At 46.5% G+C, this 13,512-nt stretch carries 14 protein-coding genes; 2 read left to right on the top strand and 12 right to left on the bottom strand.

The genetic code is table 11. The annotated features are described in order from the left end of the window. Window positions 1-30: 30 nt before the first annotated feature. The 3 genes from NST47_RS14160 to NST47_RS14150 form a co-directional block, all read right to left on the bottom strand. Window positions 31-1,794 carry a methyl-accepting chemotaxis protein gene (locus NST47_RS14160; protein WP_341155732.1) on the bottom strand — a complete coding sequence of 588 codons (1,764 nt, stop codon included), beginning with the start codon at window positions 1,792-1,794 and terminating at the stop codon, window positions 31-33. Between the two features lie 86 nt (window positions 1,795-1,880). Continuing rightward, on the bottom strand, window positions 1,881-2,258 hold the full coding sequence (locus NST47_RS14155; RefSeq protein ID WP_341155731.1) for a hypothetical protein: 378 nt from the start codon (window positions 2,256-2,258) through the stop codon (window positions 1,881-1,883). Window positions 2,259-2,479: 221 nt separating this feature from the next. After that, on the bottom strand, window positions 2,480-2,884 hold the full coding sequence (locus NST47_RS14150) for a flagellar protein (RefSeq protein WP_341155730.1): 405 nt from the start codon (window positions 2,882-2,884) through the stop codon (window positions 2,480-2,482). A gap of 217 nt (window positions 2,885-3,101) precedes the next feature. On the opposite strand from NST47_RS14150, the gene NST47_RS14145 reads away from it, so the two are divergent. Next, the gene (locus tag NST47_RS14145) at window positions 3,102-4,331 is read left to right on the top strand and encodes an MFS transporter (protein ID WP_341155729.1); all 1,230 of its coding nucleotides are present in this window, start codon (window positions 3,102-3,104) and stop codon (window positions 4,329-4,331) included. A 95-nt stretch (window positions 4,332-4,426) separates the two neighbouring features. Here the strand turns inward: NST47_RS14145 and NST47_RS14140 are convergent, their stop codons facing one another. The 7 genes from NST47_RS14140 to ald form a co-directional block, all read right to left on the bottom strand. Continuing rightward, window positions 4,427-5,275 carry a purine-nucleoside phosphorylase gene (locus tag NST47_RS14140; RefSeq protein WP_341155728.1) on the bottom strand — a complete coding sequence of 283 codons (849 nt, stop codon included), beginning with the start codon at window positions 5,273-5,275 and terminating at the stop codon, window positions 4,427-4,429. Window positions 5,276-5,318: 43 nt separating this feature from the next. Continuing rightward, window positions 5,319-6,149 (bottom strand): purine-nucleoside phosphorylase, encoded by an 831-nt coding sequence (locus NST47_RS14135; RefSeq protein ID WP_341155727.1) that lies wholly within the window; start codon window positions 6,147-6,149, stop codon window positions 5,319-5,321. A gap of 61 nt (window positions 6,150-6,210) precedes the next feature. Beyond that, complete coding sequence (gene deoB / locus NST47_RS14130) at window positions 6,211-7,395, bottom strand: phosphopentomutase (RefSeq protein WP_341155726.1); 1,185 nt, start codon at window positions 7,393-7,395, stop codon at window positions 6,211-6,213. A gap of 73 nt (window positions 7,396-7,468) precedes the next feature. Beyond that, window positions 7,469-8,551, bottom strand: a complete 1,083-nt coding sequence (locus NST47_RS14125) for a GTPase domain-containing protein (RefSeq protein WP_076227787.1) — start codon at window positions 8,549-8,551, stop codon at window positions 7,469-7,471. Between the two features lie 145 nt (window positions 8,552-8,696). Continuing rightward, on the bottom strand, window positions 8,697-9,608 hold the full coding sequence (gene xerD / locus NST47_RS14120; protein ID WP_262686801.1) for a site-specific tyrosine recombinase XerD: 912 nt from the start codon (window positions 9,606-9,608) through the stop codon (window positions 8,697-8,699). A 100-nt stretch (window positions 9,609-9,708) separates the two neighbouring features. Then, window positions 9,709-9,942, bottom strand: coding sequence for a DUF4227 family protein (locus NST47_RS14115; RefSeq protein ID WP_341155725.1), 234 nt, complete (start codon window positions 9,940-9,942; stop codon window positions 9,709-9,711). A gap of 316 nt (window positions 9,943-10,258) precedes the next feature. Further along, window positions 10,259-11,413, bottom strand: coding sequence for an alanine dehydrogenase (gene ald, locus NST47_RS14110; RefSeq protein WP_341155724.1), 1,155 nt, complete (start codon window positions 11,411-11,413; stop codon window positions 10,259-10,261). 178 nt (window positions 11,414-11,591) lie between these two features. On the opposite strand from ald, the gene lepB reads away from it, so the two are divergent. Then, the gene (gene lepB, locus NST47_RS14105; protein ID WP_076227795.1) at window positions 11,592-12,140 is read left to right on the top strand and encodes a signal peptidase I; all 549 of its coding nucleotides are present in this window, start codon (window positions 11,592-11,594) and stop codon (window positions 12,138-12,140) included. A gap of 86 nt (window positions 12,141-12,226) precedes the next feature. Here lepB and fur read toward each other — a convergent pair whose 3' ends face one another. Beyond that, complete coding sequence (gene fur / locus NST47_RS14100) at window positions 12,227-12,676, bottom strand: ferric iron uptake transcriptional regulator (protein WP_076227797.1); 450 nt, start codon at window positions 12,674-12,676, stop codon at window positions 12,227-12,229. 140 nt (window positions 12,677-12,816) lie between these two features. Further along, window positions 12,817-13,458: a stage II sporulation protein M gene (gene spoIIM / locus NST47_RS14095; RefSeq protein WP_076227800.1), complete on the bottom strand. Its 642-nt coding sequence runs from the start codon at window positions 13,456-13,458 to the stop codon at window positions 12,817-12,819. Between the last annotated feature and the right edge of the window lie 54 nt (window positions 13,459-13,512).

The following is a 13,512-nucleotide window of genomic DNA, read 5'->3' as shown; positions in this document are numbered from 1 at the left end:
CAGACTCCTAGTTTTACCCCATATACACAGCTACACTTTAACCTGCTGTACAGCTTGTATCATATCATGGGTCATTACGCTCAGGATGGAAGAGGCATCCGCAACGTGGCGCATTTTATCAAGCTGTTGATTCGTTAAATCATGAATATGATCGGTCTGCTCCGATACTTCCTTGGCAATATAGGCAATACCGTTGACGGATGCCGCAACCTCCTCGGATCCGGCCGACATCTGTTGTGCAGCAGCGGATACCTCCTGAATTTGCATCGTAACCAAACGAAATACTTCCACAACACGTTCGAAAGACTGCTCAGCCTTCTCGGACAAAGCAACCCCTTCCCGGATCTCATTCGCTGCATCATCCATTTTGTCGCCAATTCGTTGAGATTCCTGCTCAATGTTGTATAGCAAGGACGCAATGGACTGCACAGAGGCAGAGGATGCTTCAGCAAGCTTCCGGACTTCTCCGGCTACAACCGCAAACCCGCTACCATGCTCACCTGCACGGGCAGCTTCAATGGAAGCATTCAGGGCAAGCAGCTTCGTTTGACTCGAAAATTCAGTGATAGCGCTTAAAACACCTTCGATTTTGGCCGAATATTGTTTGAGAACCTCCACTCTGGTAACAGCTTCTTCAGCCTTTGAATAAATACTATCAATTCGATGCTTCATCTTCATACTCGTTTCCTTACCGGCTGCTGCAACCTCAAGCGCAATGACCGCAGCATCGGATACCGTCATCGACGATTCCGCAATTCGCTGGATGCCGACTGCAATCTCTTCCATCGCCTGAGCGCTGTCATCCGCACTCAGCTTTTGGGAACGGGCACCATCCATAATTTGCTGAATCGTTTCTTTGATAATAACATTCATATCCAGCATCACGACGGCATCCTCGTTAAACTGTGCAGACGAGTTAACCATTTGATCGGACGTTTCAGCAATCCGGGATATGATCGTACGAATAATTTCATTCAAATTTCCGGACATCATAACCATAGCTTTGTAGGCAGTTCCGATTTCGTCCTCCGACTTGACTGGATTTGATGATAAAATCACCTTGGCCTGAGCCAGATCACCTGTCGCCATACTTTCGGCACTAGAGGTAATGACTCTTAAAGGACGCAGTGCGCGAACAACAAACCAAACTATGAATCCAAGACTGACCAATGTCACGACCAGCATAAGTATGTAAAAGTAAATGCTTTTCCCCAGTACGTTCATGGTAATACTATCAACTACAGCTGCCGCGGTATCTATCCCCAATACTCCGACTAATTTACCATTTGCATCCTTTACCGGTGCATAGGCAGATATGTATTTACCATATTTGGCATCCTCAATTAAATCCGAGCTCGCATTCTCTCCCTTCAGCAGCAAAACCACGGCATCCTTGGGGATATCGGTTACTTCATTAATCGGCGATGCGGTTTGCGAGTTCCGCGGCTGGCCATCAATCATGAGTAAAGGCTTTTGCTGCTCATCAATTCTGACAAAATACACATACATGGCACCAATCTGAGTACGAAAACGGTCAAGCTCTGATCGCAGCTTCCAGTAAAGCTCATCTTCCTGCGGATTCGTCAAGAAATCCTCATATTGTCGGGTTTCCAGCTGTGCTGCATAGCTGTAAGCTGTTCTCATACCGTTATCGGTAATAACCTCCTGAGCCGCACTCTTCGTGTTCAGAACTTGCAACAAGATGTATCCACCGGACAGTAAAAGAATGACAACCGTGATTGCTGCTACAATTCGAAGCACTAAATGTTTTTTGAATGTTGTAATCAAACTCATAATTACCCGCCTCTCACAAACAATATATAGGTAAAGATACTATTTTTCGCACAAAAAAAGAAGCCTTTACGGCTTCTTTTATAATCCTATGACACAATTAATGTCGATTTCATGTTAGCATGTCCGGTACCGCAAGGCAAAATGCAATGCACCTCATAAGTGCCCGGTTTGTCAAAGGTAACCTCAGCCGATTTGTTTGTGCCGTCCAATTTCACGTTCAGACCTACGATTTCCATCGCATGCAGACCTTCCTTGTTCAAAAGGGAAACCGTAACTTTTTCGCCAGCTTTCACTTTATATTCAGCCTGATCAAATTGAAAGTTCGAAGCAATGAATTTCAATTGAGGTCCGGCATGAGCTTGTGAAGCCATTTCTGACTGACGTACCGAAATATCCTGGAACAACACACCCGCTCCAAGCAAACAGGCAACAATAATACAGCTAAACATAATCCACTTTGTCATCAATAAATCCCCCTAAATGTTTTGCGTAAAAAATCCTTCTTCAAATTCGTATACTATCATTGTACCTAATGAACCCAGCTTTACCTATTCCCTTTTGGGTGGTTCCGGTGAAAAGTTTGTGACAATTTGCAATCCGTTCACAGCTACCTTTGACATTCTATCATATTTACACAAAAAAACAAAAAAACCTCCACCTGTTGGCGAAAGTTTAACGAGCCTATCTAGAATCGACCGCCTACACGACTTCTGAAACCAAAGCCCTGCTGGACCCTGCTCGCATCCTTGTCCTGCATTTCACGAATATCCTTGGTTAAACGACTGCGGCAGGGATAGCACATCTCTTGTTGTCTAATCGGTTCTCTGCAGCTATTACAAGGGTATGTTAAGTTAGGATAATCAGTAACAGGCAACCGCTTATCCTTAATCCATATTATGATTTGTTTAACAGAAACTCCAACCGCCTCACTCAGTTGCTCCGTAGTGGCTTTGCGGTTACTACGCAGATAACGATCACAGGCGTTGAACTCATTCTGGAGATTACTTACGCAATCCTGACACAGATTACGCAGGTTTTTTTGAAATACTTTACCGCAACCGGGACAATTGGCTACCATCAAAATACTCATGATTGTCACTTCCTACCCCAAAATGATGTAGTTCCATTGCACCAATTATAGCACGCTTGTAGGTACTAATACATATAAATCAAGATTATTTTATAAATTATTTTCCTGAGACTGCTACTTCAGGTAATTTATTTGGGTTACTAACCGATTTTTAAACATAAGCAGTTCATCTTATGCTATACTTTCCAAAATTAATTATCGTGAGGAGGGCTGACCTATGCAGGTGAAAACGAATAAAACGGTGTTTGGTATTTTGATCGCAGTCAGCATGGTTCATTTGTTAAATGACACCATACAATCTATCGTTCCCGCTATATTTCCAATAATTAAAGAATCGTTGTCCTTGTCATATTCGCAGCTTGGACTGATCGCTTTCGCTTTAAATTTAACGGCATCGGTTCTTCAGCCTGCTGTCGGTTTATACAGCGACAGGAAGCCACAGCCTTATCTGCTGCCGCTTGGTGTCGTGGCTACTTTAATCGGAGTAATCGGGATGGCCTTTGCGTTCGGCTTCTGGACAATGCTGGGTTCAGCCATCCTCGTCGGGATCGGCTCATCCATATTCCATCCAGAATCAGCGAAGGTCGCTTATTTGGCAGCTGGTGCAAGAAGAGGGCTGGCTCAAAGCATATTTCAAGTAGGAGGCAATGCGGGGCAGGCATTGGCACCGATAATGACCGCGCTTATCTTCGTACCTCTCGGCCAGTTTGGAATTATATGGTTCACCCTGCTAGCAGCACTTGCTCTGGGTATTCAAATATTTACAGCTAAGTGGTACAGCAGCAAGCTGCGCGTGAATACGGTTAACAAGCGGGATCATTCTTCTAAAGGAAAGGCTGTTACAAATCGCGGTAAAGTGACTGCGGCCATTTCCATCCTGGTGCTGATTCTCACCTCCAAGATGGCTTATTTGGCGGGGATCACCAGCTTTTACTCCTTTTATCTCATCGAACGCTTTCAGCTTTCTGTTCAGGAAGCGCAATGGTGTGTGTTTGCATTTTTGGCGGCAGGTGCGGCCGGGACCTTTTTCGGCGGTCCATTATCCGACCGATGGGGACGTCGCAATGTAATCTGGTTTTCCATCCTCGGGGCACTGCCGTTCGCCTTCTTGCTTCCCTACGTTAATTTCCAGATCAGTATCGTTTTTTGCATCATTATCGGTTTTACGATCATGTCCAGCGGTTCGGTTAACGTTGTGTATGCCCAAGAACTGCTTCCTGGCAACATTGGCACCGTATCCGGCCTCTTTTTTGGCCTTGCCTTCGGAGCCGGAGGTCTTGGCGCTGCTCTGCTTGGCATGCTGGCCGACTCCACAAGTATTGACTATGTGATCAAGCTGTGCGCCTTCCTTCCTCTTCTCGGACTGCTTGCCATCTTCCTGCCCTCTGACCGTAAGCTTGCAGAGTGGGCTAAAGAAGCAGATGACCGGCAGTCAGCTCCCAATTAACCGCACGGTACCTCAATTCTGCTTCAACACAAATATCCCGTTCCACCTTATACGTGGTCCGGGATATTTGTGTTTGCAGATGCAACTAACTTATACTACACATTCACCTGAGCGACGAACCTTCTCACCAGCTCAATAAACATCGGCTTCGTCCGATTCGCCACGGCTACCACCTGCTCATGCGTCAAAGGCTCAAGCTCCTCGCCAATTGCCATGTCGGTAATGCAGGAAATACCAAGCACCTTTAAACCGCAATGACGTGCAGCAGCCACCTCGCCTACCGTGGACATTCCTACCGCATCACCGCCCAAACGGGCCAGCATGGTCAGCTCTGCTGGCGGCAGGTAACTCGGACCGCTAATCCCGCTGTAGACGCCTTCCTGCAATCGAATAGCGCTTTGCTCCTGGCGCATACTGTCTGCTATTTTCTTGGCTAAAGCTCGGTACTCGCGGTTATAGGCTTCTGACATATCGGGGAAGCGAACTCCCAGCTCCGGGTGGTTAACCCCAATTAATGGATTGTCCCCAGTTAAATTCAGATGGTCGGAAATCAGCATCAGATCACCTGCCTGGAATTCACGGTTCATGCCGCCTGCGGCATTCGTAATCACAAGCGATTGAACGCCAAGCTGCTTCATCACGTATATAGGAAAAACTACTTTTTTCATCGAGTAGCCCTCATAATAATGAAAACGTCCCTGCATCACAATAACCGACTTGCCTTCTAACGTTCCTATAACAAACTGTCCGGCATGACCTTCAACCGTGGATACAGGAAAATGTGGAATTTCATTGTAGGCAATCGTTAAAGGTGCTTCGACCTGATTAGCGATATCACCCAAGCCCGAGCCCAGAACGAGACCGATCTGCGGGACAAGGCCACCCAAACGTTGGCGAATCCAGTCTGCTGCCTCTTGTATTTGTTGTACGTAATTCGTTTCCAAGTTCGTTCAATCTCCTTTCCCTATATTTATTGGGTACTCATAGTCAGCCAAGCTTGGCAACAATTCCGAGAATCAATTTCAGAAACTTCGGTTTGACGCGCTCGGTCGTTTCCATGACCTCCTGATGCGATAAGGGTTGATCCAGAATACCGGCAGCCATATTGCTAATGCAGGAGAATCCTAACACTTCAATCCCGGCATGTCGCGCTACAATAACCTCGGCTACGGTGGACATGCCAACCGCATCAGCACCCAGCGTGCGCAGCATACGGATTTCTGCGGGGGTTTCATAGGTAGGTCCGGTTAATCCTGCATACACACCTTCCGGCAGCTTCAGACCCTGCTCTGAGGCGACCTCATGAGCTGTTTGCCGAAGACGGCGGCTGTAAGCTTCCGACATATCGGGAAAACGAACTCCCAATTCACTGAAATTAGGTCCGATGAGCGGATTGCGGAATGTAAAGTTGATATGATCCTTAATCACCATCAGATCGCCGACCTCATACGAGATGTTAACTCCGCCTGCCGCATTTGTCACGATCAGGGTTTGCACACCCAATTCCTTCATCACCCTGACCGGAAATGAAACCACATCAACCCCGTAGCCCTCATACAGATGAAAACGCCCCTTCATCAAGAGCACATGTTTACCGTGAATGGTGCCGAGCAGCAGCTCACCTGCATGCCCTTCAACAGTTGATATCGGAAAATGCGGAATATCATGATAAGCAATTACCGTTGCATTTTCTACCAAATCAGCGATCACACCCAAGCCTGACCCAAGGATCAGACCGATTTGCGGTGCAGTTGCGTATTGGGTACGAATATATTGTGCGGCTTCCTTGATGCTGACGAGCAATGCTTGATCTCCCATGGCCTTAAGCCTCCTATATAATTAATCTGTTCTCGCACGTCCCGCCTGTATGTAAGGACGATTATTCGTCCGTTTTCAATTCCTGTAAAAAGCTTACCCCGTTACCGGTCGATGCAGTCCCAAAATTATCCGCTACCGTCGCTCCCAGATCGGCAAAGGTTTGGCGTATGCCAAGCGTTCCTCCGTGTTTGAAGCTCGGGCTGTAAGCAAGCAGCGGCACGTATTCACGAGTGTGATCTGTTCCTGCATGAATCGGATCGTTGCCATGATCAGCGGTCAAAATAAGCAGGTCATCCTCTCCGATCTGCTCCATAATGCGCGGCAGCCATTCGTCAAATTCCCGGAGTGCGTCTGCATAACCAACAGGATCGCGTCGATGACCGTATAAGGAATCAAAATCGACCAGATTCGTAAACAGCAAGCCATGAAATGGCTGCTTAAGCTGCTCGATTGTAGCTTGTATACCATCCAGATTGCTTTTGGTTGGACGAGAATGCGTGATGCCTTCCCCGGAAAAGATATCATTGATCTTACCTACAGCGATACAATCCAGTCCTGCCTCCTGCAAATAATTAAGCACAGTAGACTGTGGTGGCTTTACCGCGTAGTCATGCCGATTCGGTGTCCGCTTAAAGGCCCCAGGCTTGCCGATGTAGGGCCGCGCAATTACACGTCCCACTGCGTAAGGTTCCTCCAATGTGAGTCTGCGAGCAATCTCGCACGCACGGTACAGCTCGTCAAGCGGAATGATTTCTTCATGCGCAGCAAGCTGAAATACACTGTCCGCCGATGTGTAGACGATCCAATCTCCGGTTGCCATCTGCTGTTCCCCAAGCTCATCCAATATCTCCGTCCCCGAAGCCGGTTTATTGCCAAGCACCTTGCGACCGGTTTCCTGTTCAAAGCGCTCAAGCAATTCAGCAGGAAATCCATCCGGGAATACATTGAATGGAATGCTCACACGAAGTCCTGCAATTTCCCAATGTCCTGTCATAGTGTCCTTGCCTACTGAAGCTTCAGCCATCTTGCCAATGTAAGCAAGTGGTTGATCTACGGCGGCTATGCCTTGAATCGGCGCTATGCGGCCAAGTCCCAATTGCTCCAGATGAGGCAAGGCAAAGCCTTGATTACGATCTGCGATATGTCCTAATGTATGGGCTCCCACATCTCCAAAGGCCACTGCATCTGGAAGCTCTCCTATACCAACACTGTCCAATACGATGATGCAAATACGTTGAAAACTCAATCCAGCCACCTCCAATAGTGAAAATCCCACCTTTTTGCTATTATCGCAAAACGGTGGGTCGTTTGCAAAGCACTTATTCAGATATGGAATAATGCAAATCTTCCTTCAGCATAGCTTCCGCGACTTCATAGCAGTTATCCAGATACGATTTGCCTGCCATATAGGTGATGCCAAATCCTGCCGTTGCGGAAATAGCTTGTCCGATAAATGGAATATATTTGGACAGCTGCTGTGCGGCTACGTGGCCCGCCTGCTTTTCCAGTAAATGAATGACCCCTTGGGTCGAAACGGATTTGAGAATATTATTGGCTACATTCGCAAGATGCGGATATAGATGCAGCCTTGACTTCAGCTTATCTTCGGACAGATCGAAATTTTTTCTGATTTGCATAAACATCTTTTGCAAAATACCGATGTCAATCGCTATATTCAGCCCCGGAATCGGGTTCAGACCATTTGCAGCGGCAGCAGCGGCCGTCAAGGATATGAACTTTTTACAAGCTTCTTTTTTTTTCTTCAAAAAATCCAGCGAGTACGCTTTTGCATTGCGTTCCCATTTGGCTCTTTTGGAAGCGGACAGCCTATTCTCAATTTCCTCGATCAGTTCCCCGACCCCTTCACCGGTTACACAGCTCGTAAAAATAAGCCTCGTATCCACACCATAGCGCTGAGCCACCGCTTCGCGAATTTCAGCTTTCAAGTCATCTTTTGTTTTGAGTCTCTTCGTATCAAACAGCGTGTCTGAGTAATTTCTCACAAAAATACACGGCTTGCCTTTTTCTATAATTTTATTAAACAGCTCGTCATCAGCCTGATGAAATTTGCCCGAAAATACGCAAATAAACAGATCATATTTATCCAGTGTAAATCGCTGCCAATATTCATTAGCCGGGAACTGACTCGTTCCAAAACCCGGAAGATCGGTCAATAGCAGCGAATCATCCTCACCCCACACGACGCTTCCTTCTTCAGTTGTTGTATCTGTACGGGTCGACACCTCGGCCACATTCTCACCGATAATGGCATTGATCAAGGATGATTTGCCGGAGCCTGGCTGACCGAATAAAGCGATGTTGATTTTCGTGTTTTTTTCCTTGCCCAGCTCATTTATGATTTCTTGTATATTGTTGAACGATGCAGGATTCAGCTCTGTCAATTGAAATCACCTCATTCTCATTATGTAGGTTCATTACCCAATCCTTTAAGATTCGACGTTACACGCTTATATCCTTCGAGTCTGCCGCCAAGATTATACAAAAGGCCGCCTAATGGAATAGGCAGCCTGCTTTATCAATTATACATTATTGCATCTGTTCCTTGCTTTTGGCTCGCGGATGAGCGCGATCGTACACTTCCTTCATTTTATTACGGTTGACCTGCATGTAAATCTGGGTTGTTGATATATCCGCATGGCCCAGCATCTCCTGAACAGAACGCAAATCCGCTCCATTTTCCAATAAATGCACCGCAAACGAATGTCTCAAGGTATGAGGTGTAATTTCTTTGACAATTTTGGTTTCTGCGGCATACCGCTTAATAATTTTCCAGAAGCCCTGGCGTGTAATTCTCGTGCCCAGATGGCTAACAAACAAGGCTTGCTCGTCTTTGGATTGCTTGAGCATCTTCGGTCTCATGATCTTGATAAAAGAGCCAACGAATTCTGCCGCGATGCCTCCAAGCGGAATAATCCGTTCCTTGGATGCTTTTCCTACACAGCGGATAAAACCCACGTCGAGATTCACATTGTCCACATCCAGAGAAATCAGCTCCGAGACCCGAATTCCGGTTGCATACAGCAGCTCCAGCATCGCTTTATCGCGCATCCCGTTAGGTGTATTCGTCAGTGGGGAGTCCAGCAGCGACTCCATCTCCCCGATCGTCAGTACGTTCGGCGCTCGCTTCTCCAGCTTGGGAATTTCCAGCTGCATCGTAGGATCTTGATCAACGATACGCTCGCGCACAAGAAATTGATAAAACGCGCGAATGGACACCACCGTTCGGGATTGAGTAGCTGTCGCTCGTCCCAGCTGCTTTAAATGCAGCAAATAATTAGCAATATGTAATTTTTTTGTGTCCTTCAATGTCAAAAATCCCTGTTCACCAAGATAATCGAGATACTGGGAAATATCTCTTTTATAGGATTCCAATGTATTCTTCGACAGTCCCCGCTCTTCGGACAAAAAATGTACAAAATCATGCAATTGGTTTTTCATGCAAAATTCCCTTCCTATTGTCAACCCTATACCACATACTCTTCCTGTCTAGAACAAATTCAACATGGAAGATCAGAATCCTTCTTATCTTGTCAAAAGCTTATTCGCCAAGCCAATAAAACAGCTTCAAGCGCTCACCCATAGGCGCCTGATCCGTTAGCTTGGTATGGTTTTGAAATACCTTCACCGATCCGCCGACCGGCTCCTTATACTTCTCCACCGGCTTGATCCATTCGGTCACAAACAGCATCATATGGTACAAAATCGATGTCAACACCAAGAAAAACAAAATATACTTCCCCCGATTTAACCAGTCGCGAACATAAATGATCATAGGATAACCTCCTGTGAGTTTATTAGGAAGCTTGCATAGCGTAAGTTGCAATCCTGCAAGTTTTGCAAAGCAAAACTTCTCCTTCTACCACTCTCTTAAAAGCTCGGTGAATGGAAAGCGGAGTGGCCGGTGTGTTCTGGAGAAGCGGAGCGCTCGCCTTTGTTTTCGAATTTCAACCAATACATCATTTATACAATCAGAAAATTCGAAAACAACAGCGATCGGAAGAGCACTCTGGCCGCGCAGCGGCACTTATTCACCATTCAGTTTATTCACCAAATTTTCTCACTCTCATTTTATGCCTTCCTGTCCACATTTATGTTCCCTTGTCCTGATCACCAGACAGCAGGCTGTCCAGCTCTACCCACGGTAGCTTCAAGGCGTCAGCAACTGCAGCATGCGTAACATGCCCCTGGAAAGTATTCACACCCGGTCGCAGCTCAGGATGTACGCGTATCGCTTCTCCAAGTCCCTTCCCGGCGAGCTCGGAAGCATAAGCCAACGTGACATTCGTCAGCGCCATTGTAGACGTCCTCGGTACGGCTCCAGGCATGTTGGCCACAGCATAATGGATAACACCATGCTTGACGTATACAGGATCGCTATGCGTAGTTACCCGATCGATGGTCTCTATGGTTCCTCCTTGATCTACAGCCACATCGACTATTACCGAGCCCTGCTTCATTTGCTGAACCATTTGCTCGGTAACCAGCTTTGGCGCTCGTGCGCCAGGTATCAGCACTGCACCGATTAACAAGTCTGCTCTTTTTACAGCGCTCGCAATATTGTAGGGACTGGACATCAGTGTACGGAGTCTTCCTTGAAACACATCATCCAGATAGCGAAGCCGGTCTGTACTGCGGTCGATGATGAGGACATTAGCCCCAAGCCCCATTGCCATCTTGGCCGCATTGGTTCCTACAACCCCTCCACCCAAAATAATGACATCAGCAGGCGGCACGCCTGGAACTCCGCCCAGCAATATGCCCCTTCCCCCATTTAACCGTTCCAAAAACTGCGCACCGATCTGAACTGACATCCTTCCCGCTACCTCACTCATCGGAGTAAGCAATGGCAAGCTACCATTCGTCATCTGGATCGTTTCGTAGGCAACTCCGGTTACATGAGACTTAATTAGCGCTTCAGCAAGCCTCGACTCGGCAGCCAAATGCAAATACGTAAACAATAACAAATCCTTTCTAAAGAAACCGTACTCTTCCGGCAAGGGCTCCTTGACCTTCATAATCATATCGGCTTGGCCCCATACATCGGCTGCTTGATCCAGTACTTCTGCACCTTCATTCAAGTAGTCCTGATCCGTAAATCCACTACCCTCGCCGGCCCCCGATTCCATCAGCACCCGATGCCCCTGCACATGCAGATAAGCTGCGCCTCCTGGTGTTAACGCGACACGATTTTCGTTATTTTTGATTTCCTTGGGTACCCCTATGATGCGGTGATGTCCTGTCATTGATTCCAACTCCTCTCGAAAGATCAGCCAGCTTATGAAATCGTAATTACCCTAATTTCCCCTATTTGCCCGTCAATTAATCTTATTTTAAGTGTATTCGCAATCTTTGAAATTGGAGTCTCCAGCGTGTTATACTTTTAATATTCATCATAGCAATCGAAAGGAATTGGCTCTATTAATGAAAAAAATAACTTCAGAGCTCCGCAGCTGGGTGAGTTCGATCGGAATCGCTTTTGGTTGTGCCATGTTAATTGGAGTATTTATTATTCAGCCGACCAATGTTCTCGGCCATTCCATGGACCCAACCCTTCATGACGAGCAGCGCATCTTCGTCTCCAAAATCTCGCACACCTTGAATCAAGAACCCAAATACGGGGATATCGTCATTATTGACAGCCGTGTAGACCGCACACGCAATCTGATTGATGATTTAGCCGAGCATCCCTTAATTACTTTATTTACAGGAAACAGTGACCGCAGCTTTTATATTAAACGTGTCATCGGCAAGCCGGGTGATGTGCTTGAATTTAAAGACCATAAGGTATTTCGCAATGGCGTCGCATTGGACGAGCCTTACCTGAACGAGCAAATGAACTATACGTCAGAGCACTCTATCACAGTTCCCGCCAAACATCTTTTTGTCATGGGTGATAACCGCAACAACAGCAAAGACAGTCGGAGCATTGGATTTATCCCTCTGGACCACGTACTCGGAACCAAGATGTAAGAAACTGAAATAAACCGCCTGATGGCGGCAAAAAACCTTCTCAACTTGCTGCTAAACAGACAAGTGTGAGAAGGTTTTGTTTGATATTATGAATTGTTTTTGTCACGGCAGCGATGGCAGATACCTTGGAAATCCAATCGATGGTCGAGCACTTTAAAGCGATACTCGCTCTCCACTCGCTCTTCCAGCTCTGTCAGCCAGTCTTCCATGATTTCATCCACAGTTCCACACTGCACACAGATTAAATGATGATGATGATGACGATTACTTTCATTACGAAGATCGTAACGGGCTACTCCGTCACCGAAATTCATTTTTTCAACCACATGCAGTTCACTCAACAATTCAAGTGTGCGATATACGGTTGCAAGGCCGATTTCTGGCGCCTTGTCTTTGACGAGCATGAACACATCCTCGGCACTAAGATGATCCTCTTCATTTTCCAACAACACACGAACCGTAGCTTCTCGTTGAGGAGTTAGCTTATAGCCATGTGATTGGAGCTGCTGCTTAATTTTTTCGATGCGAGCTTCCATGTTCCTCCCCCTACGGGTTTTGCGACAACAAAACCTGCTACATAAGCTATTGCATCCCGTTATACATAACAAAATAGACCGGGAAATCTGCTGGGCTTCATCTTATATTATAGGGGGAGGAATGCCGGAAAGTCAAACATTTACGGAGTCATCGTAATCAGCATGGGTGTTACCCACTTCATCATAATCGGTGAAACGCTAGCTTCGAACATTGCGACACCCGCCAGCAACAAGCCAGAGAGTAAAATAGTTCCAGCATAACGCATAAAAGGCTCATAAAACATCCCGTTTCGAACCATCAACCGATTTTTGACCAAATGGATGGAGAAAGCTATTGCAGTCACACTACACACCCATAAAGCAGGTATGACGATCAAATTTTGCGGTGCAATCGATACAAGAGCAAACAAAAGACCTTTCCAGGCAAATTGCCCGACCAGATAACTGACGCTAAAGCCGATCAGCACCCCTTTTAAAAAATCAAGGATAAGGATTAATGGCAGCCCAATTACGGACATACCGAGCACCCATATAATTAAAATCCACTTCATATGCAAACCGAATGACTGGAGGAAGGTAGTTCTGACATCCGCCAAGGCCCCCTGCTCCACCGATGAAAAAAAATTGCCTATGAAGCGCATAATCTCCTGCTTTTGCTCCAAAGACAGTGCCCCCGCCATCACGGTTCCGAAAACAACACCTGTAAGAAAAATCACTCCGACAAAAATATACAGCGACAGATGCTCCTTCATATAGAGCTCCATTGAACGATTACGGTTCATGGTGTTGGCCCCCCTTGCACGTTTATAGTACAAGCATATGAGGAGACAGCATCT

The sequence above is a fragment of the Paenibacillus sp. FSL H8-0034 genome (genome assembly GCF_038000305.1).
Lineage (GTDB): Bacteria > Bacillota > Bacilli > Paenibacillales > NBRC-103111 > Paenibacillus_S.
The sequence above is the reverse complement of the archived record's forward strand: the minus strand, read 5'-3'. Positions and strand labels throughout refer to the sequence as shown.

What these genes read in the sequence shown, in the direction of transcription:
- NST47_RS14135 (WP_341155727.1), bottom strand. Translation starts at nt 6,149, where the DNA reads ATGGGAGATCAAGCATTGCTCGTCAGCATCAAGGAAGCCGCACAATAT.
- spoIIM (WP_076227800.1), bottom strand. Translation starts at nt 13,458, where the DNA reads ATGAACCGTAATCGTTCAATGGAGCTCTATATGAAGGAGCATCTGTCG.
- NST47_RS14155 (WP_341155731.1), bottom strand. Translation starts at nt 2,258, where the DNA reads ATGACAAAGTGGATTATGTTTAGCTGTATTATTGTTGCCTGTTTGCTT.
- NST47_RS14115 (WP_341155725.1), bottom strand. Translation starts at nt 9,942, where the DNA reads ATGATCATTTATGTTCGCGACTGGTTAAATCGGGGGAAGTATATTTTG.
- NST47_RS14160 (WP_341155732.1), bottom strand. Translation starts at nt 1,794, where the DNA reads ATGAGTTTGATTACAACATTCAAAAAACATTTAGTGCTTCGAATTGTA.
- fur (WP_076227797.1), bottom strand. Translation starts at nt 12,676, where the DNA reads ATGGAAGCTCGCATCGAAAAAATTAAGCAGCAGCTCCAATCACATGGC.
- ald (WP_341155724.1), bottom strand. Translation starts at nt 11,413, where the DNA reads ATGACAGGACATCACCGCATCATAGGGGTACCCAAGGAAATCAAAAAT.
- NST47_RS14150 (WP_341155730.1), bottom strand. Translation starts at nt 2,884, where the DNA reads ATGAGTATTTTGATGGTAGCCAATTGTCCCGGTTGCGGTAAAGTATTT.
- NST47_RS14145 (WP_341155729.1), top strand. Translation starts at nt 3,102, where the DNA reads ATGCAGGTGAAAACGAATAAAACGGTGTTTGGTATTTTGATCGCAGTC.
- xerD (WP_262686801.1), bottom strand. Translation starts at nt 9,608, where the DNA reads ATGAAAAACCAATTGCATGATTTTGTACATTTTTTGTCCGAAGAGCGG.
- lepB (WP_076227795.1), top strand. Translation starts at nt 11,592, where the DNA reads ATGAAAAAAATAACTTCAGAGCTCCGCAGCTGGGTGAGTTCGATCGGA.